The following is a 12,927-nucleotide window of genomic DNA, read 5'->3' on the forward strand; positions in this document are numbered from 1 at the left end:
GTAATATATTAATTCATTGTTTTTAATGTGGTTTTTGTTGGTCTCATTTGATCTTGAACAAATAATAAGCAGGCTTTCCCGGTCAGGCTGATGCTGCTGTTATGCACAGTCACAAGGGAGAGAAAAAATGAATAAATATTATCTGTTGCTGGCGCTGGGTCTGCCCGGGATGGGGTGGGCGGCTGAACCGGTCCAACCGGTAGAGGTACCCAAGGTGGCATCGCCGGAAAAAGTCGAGCTGGGCAAGATGTTGTTCTTCGAGCCGCGGCTCTCCAAATCCAACGCCATCTCCTGCAACTCCTGCCATAACCTGGCCACCGGCGGGGTGGACAATCAGGTCAGCTCCCTCGGTCACAAGTGGAAGGAGGGGCCGATCAACTCCCCCACTGTGCTCAACTCCAGCCTCAACTTCGTGCAGTTCTGGGACGGTCGCGCCAAGGATCTGCAGGCGCAGGCGGCGGGCCCCATCGAGAATCCGCTGGAGATGGCCTTCACCCACAAGCTGGCGGTGGAGACGCTGCACACCCTGCCCGAATATCGCACCCGTTTCGGCGCCGTCTACGGCAAGGCGGACTTCGGCATCGATGAGGTCACGGATGCCATCGCCGCCTTCGAGGAGACCCTGGTCACCCCCAATGCGCCATTCGATCTCTGGTTGAAGGGCGACGACAAGGCGCTGACGGCGCAGCAGCTGAAGGGCTATCAGCTGTTCAAGGAGAAGGGCTGCACCGCCTGCCACAACGGGGTGGCCATCGGCGGCAACTCCTATCAGAAGATGGGGCTGGTCAAGCCGTTCAAGACCGACAACCCGGCCCTGGGCCGTGGCGGTGTGACCGGCGAGAAGCAGTTCATCGGCTGGTTCAAGGTGCCGACCCTGCGCAACATAGAGCTGACCTACCCCTACTTCCACGACGGTTCAGTCTGGGATCTGAAGGAGGCGGTGCAGATAATGGCGGACATCCAGCTGGGTCAGGCGCTGAGCGAGCAGGAGGCCGACGACATGACTGCCTACCTCAAGAGTCTGACCGGCGAGCAGCCGCAGATAGTGCTGCCGATCCTGCCGCCCTCCCAACCCGACACCCCCAGGCCTCAGGTCAAGAGTTGACCGGGTCGTGATTCTGAAATCGAGCGGGGCTGATGCCCCGCTTTTTCATGGCCCTATCTCTCTGATAACACTGCCAAAGTGCAGTATTCAGCATAATGACAAGGGGATGACAATCCCCCAGCTGGCGACGGGGATTTCACCGATTTGCAGCCCTCTTCACAATTTCAACACGCTCACAATCTGTTCGATTGCCTAACTCATCCGACCTGGTGTCAAATCACTCCGCCTAATACAAGGAGTGGCATAATAATGAATAATATCAATAAATTAGTTCTGGCTATCGGATTCACTCTCACCACATTCCCGACCCTGGCGGCGGGCTTCCAGTGCAAGGACCACGTCAAGCTCGGGGTCCCCAGCCAATCCAGTCAGCTATTGTGCCGGGACGGTTACGCCGCCGGTTACAACTATGACACCAAGGTCTCTGACTGGGTCTCTTACCGGATGACGGCGACCAGTGCCCAGGGCCAGGTGCCGCGCAAGGATGCCTTCGCCGAAGACAAAGAGGTGCCGGTGCAGTTCCGCGCCACCCTGGCGGACTACAAGGGCTCGGGTTATGACCGCGGCCACCAGGCGCCCGCGGCGGACATGCGCTCCACCGCCACCACCATGAAGCAGAGCTTCCTGCTGACCAACATGACCCCGCAGTTGCCGGCGCTCAATCAGGGGGCCTGGCGCATTCTGGAGGAGAAGACTCGCCAGTGGGCCATCGCCTATCAGGATGTGCAGGTGATCACGGGCCCCATCTTCACCAACTCCGATGGTGCCATCGGCAACGGTGTGACAGTGCCCCACGCCTACTACCGGGTGGTGATGGACGTGGCCAACCAGGAGGCGATCGCCTTCGTCCTGCCGCAGCAGAACGTGTCGGCCAGCAAGCTTGCGGATTACATAGTGACTGTGGATGCGGTGGAGGAGCAGACCGGGCTCGATTTCTTCACCGAGCTGCCGGATGAACAGGAAGAGGCCATGGAGTCCCGGCTGATGGCCATGTGGGGCAACTGACTCGCGGTAATGACAACAGGGGCCTTGGCCCCTGTTGTCAGTCGTTCAGATCGTCACCAATTTTTTTGACGGTATCCCGGGTGCCGTGACCGATTTCACGGGTCACATCCCGGGTGGTGTGGCCAATCTCGCGGGTCACGTTGCGGGTGGTGTGCCCCACTGTCCTGCCCGCCTCCTTGATGTCGGCACAGCCGCCGGTCACTGCGCCCAGGGTCAGGCCGAGTGCCAGCAGTGCCAGGTAGTTAGGCGTCATGTGTGCTCCTCCTCGTTTCATCATCATCTTGATGCCGATGACGGCATTATGGCCTCGTGTGCAGCGGGCGGGCAACCAGCAGGGTATGGCCCGGGCCCGGGATCTCGTGCTCCTCCTCCACGTGGAAATGCGCCTCGCGCAGGCACTGGTACATCTGTTTGGAGTGATAGAAGCGGCTGTTGCCGTTGGCCAGACAGGTGAAGTAGAGGGAGGTGGCGTTGAGACTGAAACTGGCGGCTTCGAAGGTCTGCCTGTCCCAGAACAGCTCCAGGATGCAGACCCTGGCGTCCGGTTGCATGGCCAGCCGGACTCGGTTCAGGATGGCGACTATCTGTTCGTGACTGAAGCAGTCGAGGAACTGGCTCATCCACCAGAGATCGGCCTCGCCGGGCAGGGTACCCGCTTGCAGCAGATCCACCGGATGGCCCTGCACTCGATCGCTGAGACCCGCCTCTTCAATATTCAGCCTGGCCAGCGCCAGCTGCTCGGGCAAGTCCAGTATGGTGACCCGCAGGGCGGGATCCCGGTTGGCGCAGGCAATGGCCCACTTGCCGGTGTTGCCGCCCAGATCGTAGAGGTGGCGCGGCTCATAGCCAAGCACCTTCGCCTGTGCCTGCTGGAAGGCCCAGTCGGAGTAGAAGTGATCAAACGCAAACCAGCTGCTGCGGGCAGGCTCGGGCAGCTCGCTCAGGTGCGGGTAGAGGGTCTGCCAGGGGCCGAACTCCTGCAGACCGGCCGGCGTGCCGTCGCGGATGGCGTCGAGCAGATGGGCGAGGGGTTGATAGCAGACGTGCTGGGTGAAGTCGAGATTGACCCGGCTCATGGCATCGTGCTGCAGATACTTGCCGACCCGGCCCAGCACATAGCGCTCGTCGGCCAGGTAGCAGAGTCCGCCGCCGAGCCCCATGTCCAGCAGCACGCTGACCGCATATTCACTCAGCTCGCACGCCTGGGCTATGTCCGCCAGCGGCGCGCCCTGCTGGCCACGGGTCTCGAGAAAGGCGAGCACCCCGGTTTCACGCAGACACCAGCTGGCCTGGAACAGCATGGGCCCGAAGGCGATCTTCTGGGCCGCGCCTATGGCCTCCAGCGCGTTGTAGGGGTCTGCCTGATAATGGTTCACGGGGTGGCTCCTGCCGGATTAACGGCTCTGTGCGCGGGCGAGTTCGGTCTGGATGGCCTGATTTAGACCCAGTACCCAGCGGTTATAACTGCGATGTATGCTGCCCTTGCCCTTGTCATCAAGGTTGATGCTGCTCACATAATTAATGGAATAGTCGTGACTGCTATATGGAATATCGATCACCGCCTGATGCTGGCGTACATTGACCTGGCCACGAATAAGTCCCGGCTTCTCTTTTTTCATCACCCAGCTCTTGCTGATCCCCGCCGTGATAATGGCGCTGGCCACCTGATCTTCGGTCAGATTGAAGGCAACCGGGTTGGCGGCCATATTGCGAATGGGCTGGCTGGTGGAGCAGGCGGCCAGTAGGGCGCAGGCCAGTAACAGGGATATTTTATTAATGAGTTTCATAATATTTCCTTGCGAGGACATTCAATAAATGGAGCCCGGCAATGAGACAACACAAATCATTTATTTTCAATCACAATGCCAACGGATAATCCGCGCCAGCTATTATTTTTGATGAATAATGGTATTATTCGCGCGGTATTAATGTGATGACTCCGGTGGATAATCCCCAGGGAGCAGGCACTGCCCGCCGGGTGAGTGCCTTTTATCGTCCAAGCGCTCACACCAAGGTCAAGGACAGGTTGCCTGAAATATGCTCTCTTTTTCGCTGCAGGATAGTCAGGCTCTGTCACCCGGTCTTGTCGACGAACTCGACTGGCAGGCGTGGGCACGGCAGGGACAATGGCCCGCCGACCCCCCGTTCCCCGCGACCCCCTTGCTGCCCATGATGATGGCGCGCCGCCTGAGCCAGGGTTCCCGGCTGGCGGTGCAGGTGGGGCTGAGCCTGCTGGCTCGCCATCCCGTCGATTACGCCATCTTCGTCAGCCGCCACGGCGAGCTGGCCCGTTCTGTGACCCTGTTGCAGGCGCTGGCGGACGGCCAGGCGCTGTCCCCTACCGATTTCTCCATGTCGGTGCACAACACGGCCGCCGGCCTTAGCTCCATTCAGGGCAAGGCCGCCATTCCCATGACCTCGCTGGCGGCGGGAGAGGGCGGGCTGATGGCGGGGTTCACCGAGGCGGTGGCGGCGCTGCACGCCGGTGCCAGCCGGGTGCTGCTGGTGGCGTTCGAGGGGCCTGTGCCCGAGTTTCATCGCCCCTGGTTGCCGGACGAGGCGCCGCCCCATGCGCTGGGGCTGGTGCTGCAGGCCGGCGACGAGTGGCGCTGCGAGGGGGCACGTCGCACAGTCGAGTCTGCCGTCCGCCCGCTGCCGCAGAGTCTGGCCTTCTGGCGGGCCCTGCTGCGGCATGAATCGACCCTGACCCTTTGTGATGGTCGCCAGGAGTGGACATGGCGGCGGCGCTGAACCGGGGCTGGCGGCTGATCGGCACGGCCCTTGGCTTCACCCTGTTCGGGGTGGGCGGCCTGCTGCTCTCCCTGTGCTGGTTTCCGCTGCTGGCGCTCTGCCTGCGCGGGGAGCGGCGGCGGACCCTGGCCCAGCTGACCATACGTCACAGCTTTCGGCTGTTTCTCGGGGTGTTGCGTGGCTGGGGCGTGCTGGATTATCGGGTGAGCGGCATGCCCGCCGACTTGCGCGGCGCCCTGGTGGTGGCCAATCACCCCAGCCTGCTCGACTACGTCATGCTGGCGGCCGAGATGCCGGTGTGCGACTGCATCGTCAAGCAGTCCCTCTGGCGCAACCCCTTCGTGGGCGGCGTGGTGCGGGCGGCCGATTACCTGCCCAATGTGGAGGCGGAGCGCCTCCTGCCCCTGTGCATGGCGCGGATCCAGGCCGGCGGCCTGCTGCTGATCTTCCCGGAGGGAACCCGTACCACGCCGGGGGAACCCATCAAGCTGCAGCGCGGCGCGGCCCAGTTGGCGGTGCGCAGCCGGGTGCCCCTGCAGCCGGTGCGGATCCACTGCAGCACCCGATTTCTCACCAAACAGGACAAATGGTTCAAGATCCCGGAAAATAAGCCGACTTTCACCATAGAATTCCTGCCGCAAGTGGCGGCAGACGAGGTGGTCGCCACCGACCAGAGCAGTGCGCTGGCCGCGCGCCAGCTGACCCGGTTTCTCACCCGGGCCCTGCAAACGGGGCCCCAATGACAGCGTATGGAACAGTTATGCACGACCTGCACCTAGAGATAAAACAACTCATCATCGACAGTCTCAACCTCGAGGGGCTGACCCCTGAGGATATAGACAGCCAGGCGCCGCTGTTCGGTGACGGCCTGGGACTGGACTCCATCGATGCGCTGGAGCTGGGCCTTGCCATCAAGGGCCGCTACGGCATAGTGCTCTCCGCCGAGGATGAAAATACCCGTCGTCACTTCGCCTCAGTCGCGGCCCTGGTCGCCCTGGTGCAGGCCCAGTCGAAAGGGGAGGCCTGAGCCATGACCCGTGACGACATCTTTGCCCAGATAAAGGCTGCCCTCGTCGAGTTGTTCGAGGTGGATGAAGAGGCCATTACCCCCGAGGCTCGTCTCTATCAGGATCTCGAGCTCGACAGCATAGACGCCATCGATCTGGTGGTGCACCTGCAGAAACTGACCGGCAAGAAGATCAAGCCGGAGGAGTTCAAGTCGGTGCGCAGCGTCAATGACGTGGTGGATGCGGTCGAGCGTCTGCTCGCCGGCGCCTGATGCCGGTGCGCCCCCGCCCATGACGCGCTGGCTCTCCTGGCTGGCCGGTGGCGCCCTGCTGCTCTACCCGCTGGCGGTTTACTGGGGGCTGACCCGTGCCGGTCAGACCCCGCTGCTGCTTGGCCTGCTGGTCATCTTCTCGCTGCGGCTGCTGCCGGGTCTGCTCAAGGGCAGGGCCCGTCTCGGCCCCTTGCCCGAGTGGCTCTGGCTGGGCCGCCTGCTGGCCTGCATCGGGCTGGGGCTGACCCTGCTGTCGGCCCTGTTCAACGCCCGTCACTGGCTGCTCTACTACCCGCTGGCGGTGAGTCTGGCGCTGCTCTGCCTGTTTGGCTGGAGCCTGACCCGTCCCATGAGTCTGGTGGAGCGGCTGGCCCGCTTGCAGGATCCCCGCCTGCCGGATGTCGCCATCGGCTACACCCGGCGGGTGACCCAGATCTGGTGCGGCTTCTTCGTGGTCAACGGTGCCCTGGCGGCCTTCACCATCTGGTATGGCGATCTGGCGCTCTGGAGCCTCTACAACGGCCTCATCAGCTATGGGTTGATGGGTGCTTTGATGGCTGGGGAGTATCTGGTACGCCGGCGACTGATGAAGAGGCTGGCCCCATGACCCTGCTGCAGACTCTCTGGCAGCGGGACGACGACCAGCTGGTGGCGTTTGGCCAAGGTGGCGAGGTGACCCTGGCCGAGCTGCGTCTTGGCAGCCTGCAGCTGGCACGGGCCATGGCCCGTCTGGCCGGCCCAGATCGGCCGGGCATGCGCTGGGCACTCTGTTTCGATGACAGCCTGCTGTTTGCCCAGGCCCTGCTGGCCTGCGCCCTCGGCGGGTACCGGGCCATCCTGCCGGGCCATCAACGGCTGGCCGGGCTGCTGGCGCTGCGGGATCAGTTTGACGGCCTGCTCACAGATGGCGAGCTGCCAGCCGATGGGCTTGATGTGCCCCAGCTGCGGCTGCCGCTGGCCGACGCTCATGGCGAGCTGGATGCAGAGCACGCCAGCCGGCTTCCCGAACATCTCGATCTCACCCTGTTCAGCTCGGGCTCCACCGGCGAGCCCAAGGCGATCCCCAAAGCCTGGCCCCAGCTGGAAGCCGAGCTGCGGGTGCAGATGGCGCTCTGGGGCCAGGCTCTGGCCGATACCCGGGTGCTGGCCAGCGTCAGTCACCAGCACATCTACGGCCTGCTGTTTCGCATCCTGCTGCCGCTGGCCCTGGGTCGTCCGTTCGATCGCCGCAGCATCGATTATCCGGAGCAGCTGGCGGTGCAAACCGCTCCCTGGGCGCTGATCGCTTCCCCCGCTTTTCTCAGCCGGCTCGATCCGGCCATTCCCGCCGCGGGCTGCCGCCTTATCGTCTCCTCCGGCGGGCCCCTGCAACCCGAGGATGCCCATCAGGCCCGGGCCCTGCTCGGCCAGCTGCCGGTGGAGATCTTCGGCAGCAGCGAGACTGGCGGTATCGGCTGGCGCCAGCGCCATCAGGCGCAGACCCCCTGGACCCCCTTGCCCGGGGTCGAGGTGCGGGTCGGCCCGGATCAGGGCTTGCTGCTGCGCTCCCCCTTTCTGGCAGAGGACGACTGGCTGGCCTGCGCCGATCGCATCCTGATGATGGGGGCCGGGTTTGAGCTGCTGGGGCGCCAGGACAGGGTGATCAAGCTGGAGGAGAAGCGCATCTCCCTCGACGAGGTGGAGGCGCGCCTGCAAGCCCTGCCTGAGGTGGAGCAGGCCGCCGTGCTGCCTCTGCAGCAGGGCCAGCGTCAGATCCTCGGCGCCGTGCTGGTGCTGAGCGAGGTTGGGGTCGTCCGCTGGGCCGAACTGGGTCAGGGCCGCTTCCTGCTGGCCCTGCGCCAGCAGCTGCGCCCCTGGCTCGAACCGGTCGCCCTGCCGCGCAGCCTGCGCCGGGTCGAGAGCATGCCCGTCAACGCCCAGGGCAAGCGCCCCTGGCCACAACTCAAGGAGCTGTTCGATGAGCCTCTCTGCTGACACGCCGCCGATGAACTCGCTGCCGACAGTGCTGGGCTGTGAGACGCTGGCCGATGGCGTGCGCCTGCACCTGCGGCTCGATCCGGAGCTGCCCTGGTTTGCGGGCCACTTTCCCGGGGCGCCCCTGCTGCCAGGAGTCACCCAGATCCACTGGGTCATGCACTATGCCGCCAGCCGACTCAACCTGGAGTTGCCGTTTCACGGGCTGGATCAGCTCAAGTTTCAGCGCCCGCTGCGGCCGGGGGCCGAGTGCAGCCTGAGCCTGCAGTGGCAGCCACAAAAGGATCAGCTCGTTTTCAGCTATACGCTGGGGGATGAGCCGGCGAGCAGCGGACGGGTGCGCTTCATCCCATGACGCCCTGCATCCTGATCCCCTGTTACAACCACGCAGGTCCGCTGGCCGCCGTGCTGGATCGGCTGGCCGAATATGAGCTGCCCTGCCTGCTGATCGACGATGGCAGCGAACCCGTCGCCGCCGCGGCGCTGGATGCGCTGGCCGCCCGCCACCCCTGGGTCACCCTGCTGCGCCATTCGCACAACCAGGGCAAGGGCGGCGCCGTGATGACGGGGCTGCGCCACGCCCATGGCCTCGGTTTCAGCCACGTCCTGCAGGTGGATGCCGATGGTCAGCACGATCTGGCAGACATTCCGGCCCTGCTGGCCGAGGCGGGCAAGCACCCGGAGGCGCTTATCTCGGGGCGGCCTGTCTACGACGATTCCGTGCCCAAGGGGCGCCTCTATGGCCGCTACATCACCCATGTCTGGGTCTGGATCGAGACGCTGTCGTTTGCCATCAAGGACAGCATGTGCGGCTTTCGGGTCTATCCGTTGGCGGCCAGCTGCGCGCTGCTCGAACGGGTGGCACTCGGCAGGCGGATGGATTTTGACACCGAGGTGATGGTGCGCCTGCACTGGGCCGGGGTAGCGGTGCGTTTCGTGCCGACCCGTGTCATCTATCCCGCCGATGGCAGCTCCCATTTCCAGCTCTGGCGCGACAACCGCGATATTTCATGGATGCACACCCGGTTGGTGTGCCGCCTGTTGTGGGATCTGCTGTTGCGCCTGGCGAGCGGGCCCCGCCGCCTCGGCGCATGGGCGGCCCGGCTATGGCGCGAGCGCCGTACCCACTGGTCGCGCACGCCTGAGCGCGGCTCCCTGCTCGGCATGCAGATCATGCTGGCCAGCTACCGCCTGCTGGGGCGACGGGGCTTCTCCCTGCTGCTCTACCCCGTCATCGGCTACTTCTGGCTGACCGGCCGCACCCAGCGTCAGGCATCCCAAGCCTATTTGGCCCGGATCGAGGCCTTTTCCCACGCTCAGGGCATACGGCTCCCCCCTGAGCCGAGATCGAGCTTTCGCCACTTCCTGCGCTTTGGCGAGGCGGCGCTCGACAAGCTGGCCGGCTGGCGCGGCGACATAGCCGAGGATCAGGTCGAGCTGGTGGGAAGGGATCACTACGAGGCAGCCATCAACAGTGGCAAGGGCTTGCTGCTGCTGGGCTCTCACCTCGGCGATCTCGAGCTGTGCCGGGCCCTTGGCAGTCGCCGGGGGGAGGTGCGCATCAATGCACTGGTCTTCACCCGCCACGCGGCCCGCTTCAACGCCCTGCTCAAGCAGATCAACCCGGATTCGCGGCTCAACCTCATCCAGGTGCAGGAGATGGGGGCCGATACCGCCATCTTGCTCAAGGAGAAGCTGGATCAGGGGGAGTGGGTGGTGATCGTCGGCGATCGCACCTCTGTGACCCGGGAGAAGCGGGTGGTCTGGGCCGATTTCCTCGGCGTGCCGGCCCCCTTTCCCCTCGGTCCCTTTGCCCTGGCCAGCGTGCTGGGTTGCCCGGTTTACCTGATGTTCGGCCTCAAGGAGCAGGGGCGCTTTCGGGTGCATTTCGAGCCCTTTGCCGACAGCCTAAGCCTGCCGCGCCAGGGGCGACAACAGATACTCGCGTCCCGGGTGCAGGCTTATGCCGATCGCCTGCAGCATCACTGCCTGCGCGCCCCGCTGGACTGGTTCAACTTTTTTGATTTCTGGCAGCTGACCGATGAACAAGAGTGAGATGAAGTGCGTCACCTTCGGCGCCGAACCGTTGACCATCGAAGATGTGGTGGCGCTGGCAGAGCGTCGTGCCCGCCCGGCATTGAACCGGGATCCTGCCTTCATGGCCCGTATCCAGCGGGGGGCCGACTTCCTCGACCGGCTGCTGGCCGAGGAGGGGGTCATCTACGGGGTGACCACAGGCTACGGGGATTCGGTGACCCGGCCGGTGCCCGCCGAACTGGTGCCCGAGCTGCCGCTGCACCTGACCCGCTTCCACGGCTGCGGGCTGGGGGCGGATCTCGAGCTGGATGCCGGTCGCGCCGTGCTGGCGACCCGGCTCTGCTCCCTGGCGCAGGGGGTCTCCGGCGTCAGCCCGGGTTTGCTTGAGCGGCTCTGCTGGTTGCTGGAGCAGGATCTCATACCGCGCATACCACAAGAGGGTTCCGTCGGCGCCAGCGGCGATCTGACGCCGCTCTCCTACGTTGCCGCCGTGCTGGTGGGGGAGCGCGAGCTTCATCAACAGGGTCGGCTGCGCCCCGCCGCCGAGGTCTATCGGGAGCTGGGAGTGACCCCCCTGACCCTGAGACCCAAGGAGGGGCTGGCGCTGATGAACGGCACTTCCGTGATGACGGCGCTGGCCTGTCTCGCCTACGCCCGTGCCGACTACCTGATGCAACTGGCGACCCGGATCACGGCGCTGGTGAGCGTCGCCATGGGGGGCAACGCCTTCCACTTCGACGAGCGGTTGTTTGCCGCCAAGCCTCACCCCGGCATGCAGGGCATAGCGGCCTGGCTGAGGGAAGATCTGGTGGCCGGCGAGCTGCCGCGCCACAGCGACCGGCTGCAGGACAGATACTCATTGCGCTGCGCCCCCCACGTCATAGGCGTGGTGGCCGACAGCCTGCCCTGGTGGCGCCAGCTCATCGAAAACGAGCTCAACAGCGCCAACGACAATCCGCTGATCGACGGGGAGGGGGAGCACGTGATGCACGGTGGCCACTTCTACGGCGGCCACATCGCCATGGCGATGGACAGCATGAAGACGGCCATCGCCAATCTGGCCGACCTGCTGGATCGCCAGCTGGCCCAGCTGGTGGACACCAAGTTCAACGGCGGCCTGCCGAGCAACCTCTCGGGGGCGCCGGCCGGGCGGCAGATGATCAACCACGGCTTCAAGGCGGTGCAGATCGGCGTCTCGGCCTGGACCGCGGAGGCGCTCAAGCAGACCATGCCCGCCAGCGTCTTCTCCCGCTCCACCGAGTGCCACAACCAGGACAAGGTGAGCATGGGCACCATAGCGGCGCGCGATGCCCTGCGGGTGCTGACCCTGACCGAACAGGTCGGGGCCGCCTGCCTGCTGGCGGCGGTACAGGGGGTCGAGCTGCGCCTGGCCCAGCCCACGCCCTTCACCCGGCCGCTCAGCTCGGCCCTGGCCCATATGGTGCAGCAGGTGCGGGCCGAGTTTGCGCCTCTGCTGGAAGACAGGGCGCTGGAGCAGGAGCTCAGGGCGCTGATCGCCCGTCTCCGTCAGCGTCACTACCCGCTTTATGGGCCGAGCCAGGACTGAAACAAGGTCACTATTGATGAGACAACCCATGCAGAATGAACCCTGGCAAGTCAGCGCCGAAGTCGAGGTGACCATCCCCTTCCACGATGTGGACATGGTGGTTGTGTCGCTCTGGGGGGGGCACTACTTGTGAGAAAAACCATGCAGCAAGAACCCTGGCAGATCAGCGCCGAAGTCGAGGTGACCATCCCCTTCCACGATGTGGACATGATGGCGGTCGCCTGGCACGGCCACTACTTTCGCTACATAGAGCTGGCCCGCTGCGCCCTGCTCGACCTCATCGATTACAACTACCCGCAGATGGAGGCCTCCGGTTACCTCTGGCCCATCATAGACACCCGGATGAAGTACCTGGCACCGCTGCGCTTCGGCCAGCGGGTGCGGGTGCGCGCCACCCTGACCGAATACCAGAACCGCTTGAAGATCGACTACCTGCTGAGCGATGCCGCGAGCGGCACCCGCACCAGCAAGGGCTACAGCATCCAGGTGGCGGTGAGCAAGGCGAGCGGCGAGATGTGCCTGGCCTCGCCCCAGGTGCTGCTGGACAAGCTGGGGGTGAGCCAATGAGCCGGCTGACAAGGCCGCTGCTGACCGGTCTGCTCCTGCTGCTGACATGGCCGCTGCAGGCGGCCCCCCTGAGCCGTGACCAGGTGCAGCAGTTGCTGACCCTGAGTCCGGTCAGACACGCCCATTTCGAGCAGGAGAAGCAGGTGGCGGGGTTGAGCCAGCCGCTCAAGGCCTCCGGCGAGCTGCTGCTGGTGCGCGATCTGGGTCTCTGGTGGCAGCAGCAGAAGCCCTTTGACCTGACCCTGACCCTGACGCCGCAACGCATGGTGCAGCAGGTGGCGGGTCAGCCCGCCACCGTCATCGACAGTCCGCAACTGCTCGAATTCAGCCAGATGCTGCTGGCGCTGTTCGGCTCGGACGAGGCGACCCTGAGCCGCTACTTCAAGATCGATTTTCAGAGCACGGAGGCGGGTTGGCAGTTGCTGCTGGTGCCAACCCTGACGCCGCTGGACAAGGTGTTCGCCAGCCTCACCCTGAGCGGGCAAGGGCAGCTGGATCAGCTCATCATCGCCGACAAGCAGGGTGACAGCACCCGCATCCGTTTCAGCGCCTGGCAGGAGCGAAGCCTGCCACTGACCCCTGAGGAGCAGGCCCGCTTTGCTGCCCACTAGACCCGTATCGCGCCCTGCCACTGCCCGTGGT

Annotated in this window: 16 protein-coding genes; 13 read left to right on the plus strand and 3 right to left on the minus strand. The window is 64.5% G+C overall.

The genetic code is table 11. The features are described from left to right. The first annotated feature begins 127 nt into the window (after positions 1–127). Both CK910_RS10030 and CK910_RS10035 read left to right on the plus strand, forming a co-directional pair. Positions 128–1,105, plus strand: coding sequence for a cytochrome-c peroxidase (locus CK910_RS10030; protein ID WP_098982650.1), 978 nt, complete (start codon positions 128–130; stop codon positions 1,103–1,105). Positions 1,106–1,354: 249 nt separating this feature from the next. Then, positions 1,355–2,110, plus strand: coding sequence for a DNA/RNA non-specific endonuclease (locus CK910_RS10035; RefSeq protein ID WP_098982653.1), 756 nt, complete (start codon positions 1,355–1,357; stop codon positions 2,108–2,110). Between the two features lie 37 nt (positions 2,111–2,147). Here the strand turns inward: CK910_RS10035 and CK910_RS10040 are convergent, their stop codons facing one another. The 3 genes from CK910_RS10040 to CK910_RS10050 are packed head-to-tail and all read right to left on the minus strand — an operon-like array spanning position 2,148 to position 3,897. Further along, positions 2,148–2,363, minus strand: a complete 216-nt coding sequence (locus tag CK910_RS10040; RefSeq protein WP_043138177.1) for a hypothetical protein — start codon at positions 2,361–2,363, stop codon at positions 2,148–2,150. A gap of 46 nt (positions 2,364–2,409) precedes the next feature. After that, positions 2,410–3,486: a methyltransferase gene (locus CK910_RS10045; protein WP_098982656.1), complete on the minus strand. Its 1,077-nt coding sequence runs from the start codon at positions 3,484–3,486 to the stop codon at positions 2,410–2,412. A gap of 18 nt (positions 3,487–3,504) precedes the next feature. Then, positions 3,505–3,897: a hypothetical protein gene (locus CK910_RS10050; RefSeq protein WP_043138183.1), complete on the minus strand. Its 393-nt coding sequence runs from the start codon at positions 3,895–3,897 to the stop codon at positions 3,505–3,507. Between the two features lie 250 nt (positions 3,898–4,147). Between CK910_RS10050 and CK910_RS10055 the strand changes: the two genes are divergently transcribed. The 11 genes from CK910_RS10055 (at position 4,148) to CK910_RS10105 (ending at position 12,896) form a co-directional block, all read left to right on the plus strand. Further along, positions 4,148–4,861 (plus strand): beta-ketoacyl synthase chain length factor, encoded by a 714-nt coding sequence (locus tag CK910_RS10055; protein WP_098982658.1) that lies wholly within the window; start codon positions 4,148–4,150, stop codon positions 4,859–4,861. Then, the gene (locus tag CK910_RS10060; protein WP_098982661.1) at positions 4,846–5,604 is read left to right on the plus strand and encodes a lysophospholipid acyltransferase family protein; all 759 of its coding nucleotides are present in this window, start codon (positions 4,846–4,848) and stop codon (positions 5,602–5,604) included. The genes CK910_RS10055 and CK910_RS10060 overlap by 16 nt, the downstream gene beginning before the upstream one ends. Positions 5,605–5,621: 17 nt before the next feature. Beyond that, complete coding sequence (locus CK910_RS10065; protein ID WP_043138189.1) at positions 5,622–5,888, plus strand: phosphopantetheine-binding protein; 267 nt, start codon at positions 5,622–5,624, stop codon at positions 5,886–5,888. A gap of 3 nt (positions 5,889–5,891) precedes the next feature. Further along, positions 5,892–6,140 carry an acyl carrier protein gene (locus CK910_RS10070; RefSeq protein WP_043138192.1) on the plus strand — a complete coding sequence of 83 codons (249 nt, stop codon included), beginning with the start codon at positions 5,892–5,894 and terminating at the stop codon, positions 6,138–6,140. Between the two features lie 19 nt (positions 6,141–6,159). Continuing rightward, positions 6,160–6,747 carry a hypothetical protein gene (locus CK910_RS10075; protein ID WP_169047518.1) on the plus strand — a complete coding sequence of 196 codons (588 nt, stop codon included), beginning with the start codon at positions 6,160–6,162 and terminating at the stop codon, positions 6,745–6,747. Beyond that, positions 6,744–8,114 carry an AMP-binding protein gene (locus CK910_RS10080; RefSeq protein WP_098982668.1) on the plus strand — a complete coding sequence of 457 codons (1,371 nt, stop codon included), beginning with the start codon at positions 6,744–6,746 and terminating at the stop codon, positions 8,112–8,114. The genes CK910_RS10075 and CK910_RS10080 overlap by 4 nt, the downstream gene beginning before the upstream one ends. Next, positions 8,098–8,469, plus strand: a complete 372-nt coding sequence (locus CK910_RS10085) for an ApeI family dehydratase (RefSeq protein WP_098982670.1) — start codon at positions 8,098–8,100, stop codon at positions 8,467–8,469. Before CK910_RS10080 ends, CK910_RS10085 begins: the two co-directional genes overlap by 17 nt. Then, positions 8,466–10,169, plus strand: coding sequence for a glycosyltransferase family 2 protein (locus tag CK910_RS10090; RefSeq protein WP_098982672.1), 1,704 nt, complete (start codon positions 8,466–8,468; stop codon positions 10,167–10,169). The genes CK910_RS10085 and CK910_RS10090 overlap by 4 nt, the downstream gene beginning before the upstream one ends. Beyond that, positions 10,156–11,718, plus strand: a complete 1,563-nt coding sequence (locus tag CK910_RS10095) for an HAL/PAL/TAL family ammonia-lyase (protein ID WP_098982675.1) — start codon at positions 10,156–10,158, stop codon at positions 11,716–11,718. The genes CK910_RS10090 and CK910_RS10095 overlap by 14 nt, the downstream gene beginning before the upstream one ends. Before the next feature lie 141 nt (positions 11,719–11,859). Continuing rightward, positions 11,860–12,285 (plus strand): acyl-CoA thioesterase, encoded by a 426-nt coding sequence (locus CK910_RS10100; RefSeq protein WP_010633047.1) that lies wholly within the window; start codon positions 11,860–11,862, stop codon positions 12,283–12,285. Beyond that, on the plus strand, positions 12,282–12,896 hold the full coding sequence (locus tag CK910_RS10105) for an outer membrane lipoprotein carrier protein LolA (RefSeq protein WP_098982677.1): 615 nt from the start codon (positions 12,282–12,284) through the stop codon (positions 12,894–12,896). The genes CK910_RS10100 and CK910_RS10105 overlap by 4 nt, the downstream gene beginning before the upstream one ends. The last annotated feature ends 31 nt before the right edge of the window (positions 12,897–12,927 follow it).

The organism is Aeromonas sp. CA23 (assembly GCF_002587065.1).
GTDB classification, from domain to species: Bacteria; Pseudomonadota; Gammaproteobacteria; order Enterobacterales; family Aeromonadaceae; genus Aeromonas; species Aeromonas bestiarum.

Excerpts from the sequence above, each read along its gene's own strand:
- CK910_RS10030 (WP_098982650.1), top strand. The coding sequence starts at position 128 with ATGAATAAATATTATCTGTTGCTGGCGCTGGGTCTGCCCGGGATGGGG.
- CK910_RS10035 (WP_098982653.1), top strand. The coding sequence starts at position 1,355 with ATGAATAATATCAATAAATTAGTTCTGGCTATCGGATTCACTCTCACC.
- CK910_RS10040 (WP_043138177.1), bottom strand. The coding sequence starts at position 2,363 with ATGACGCCTAACTACCTGGCACTGCTGGCACTCGGCCTGACCCTGGGC.
- CK910_RS10050 (WP_043138183.1), bottom strand. The coding sequence starts at position 3,897 with ATGAAACTCATTAATAAAATATCCCTGTTACTGGCCTGCGCCCTACTG.
- CK910_RS10055 (WP_098982658.1), top strand. The coding sequence starts at position 4,148 with ATGCTCTCTTTTTCGCTGCAGGATAGTCAGGCTCTGTCACCCGGTCTT.
- CK910_RS10060 (WP_098982661.1), top strand. The coding sequence starts at position 4,846 with ATGGCGGCGGCGCTGAACCGGGGCTGGCGGCTGATCGGCACGGCCCTT.
- CK910_RS10065 (WP_043138189.1), top strand. The coding sequence starts at position 5,622 with ATGCACGACCTGCACCTAGAGATAAAACAACTCATCATCGACAGTCTC.
- CK910_RS10070 (WP_043138192.1), top strand. The coding sequence starts at position 5,892 with ATGACCCGTGACGACATCTTTGCCCAGATAAAGGCTGCCCTCGTCGAG.
- CK910_RS10075 (WP_169047518.1), top strand. The coding sequence starts at position 6,160 with ATGACGCGCTGGCTCTCCTGGCTGGCCGGTGGCGCCCTGCTGCTCTAC.
- CK910_RS10080 (WP_098982668.1), top strand. The coding sequence starts at position 6,744 with ATGACCCTGCTGCAGACTCTCTGGCAGCGGGACGACGACCAGCTGGTG.
- CK910_RS10085 (WP_098982670.1), top strand. The coding sequence starts at position 8,098 with ATGAGCCTCTCTGCTGACACGCCGCCGATGAACTCGCTGCCGACAGTG.
- CK910_RS10090 (WP_098982672.1), top strand. The coding sequence starts at position 8,466 with ATGACGCCCTGCATCCTGATCCCCTGTTACAACCACGCAGGTCCGCTG.
- CK910_RS10095 (WP_098982675.1), top strand. The coding sequence starts at position 10,156 with ATGAACAAGAGTGAGATGAAGTGCGTCACCTTCGGCGCCGAACCGTTG.
- CK910_RS10100 (WP_010633047.1), top strand. The coding sequence starts at position 11,860 with ATGCAGCAAGAACCCTGGCAGATCAGCGCCGAAGTCGAGGTGACCATC.
- CK910_RS10105 (WP_098982677.1), top strand. The coding sequence starts at position 12,282 with ATGAGCCGGCTGACAAGGCCGCTGCTGACCGGTCTGCTCCTGCTGCTG.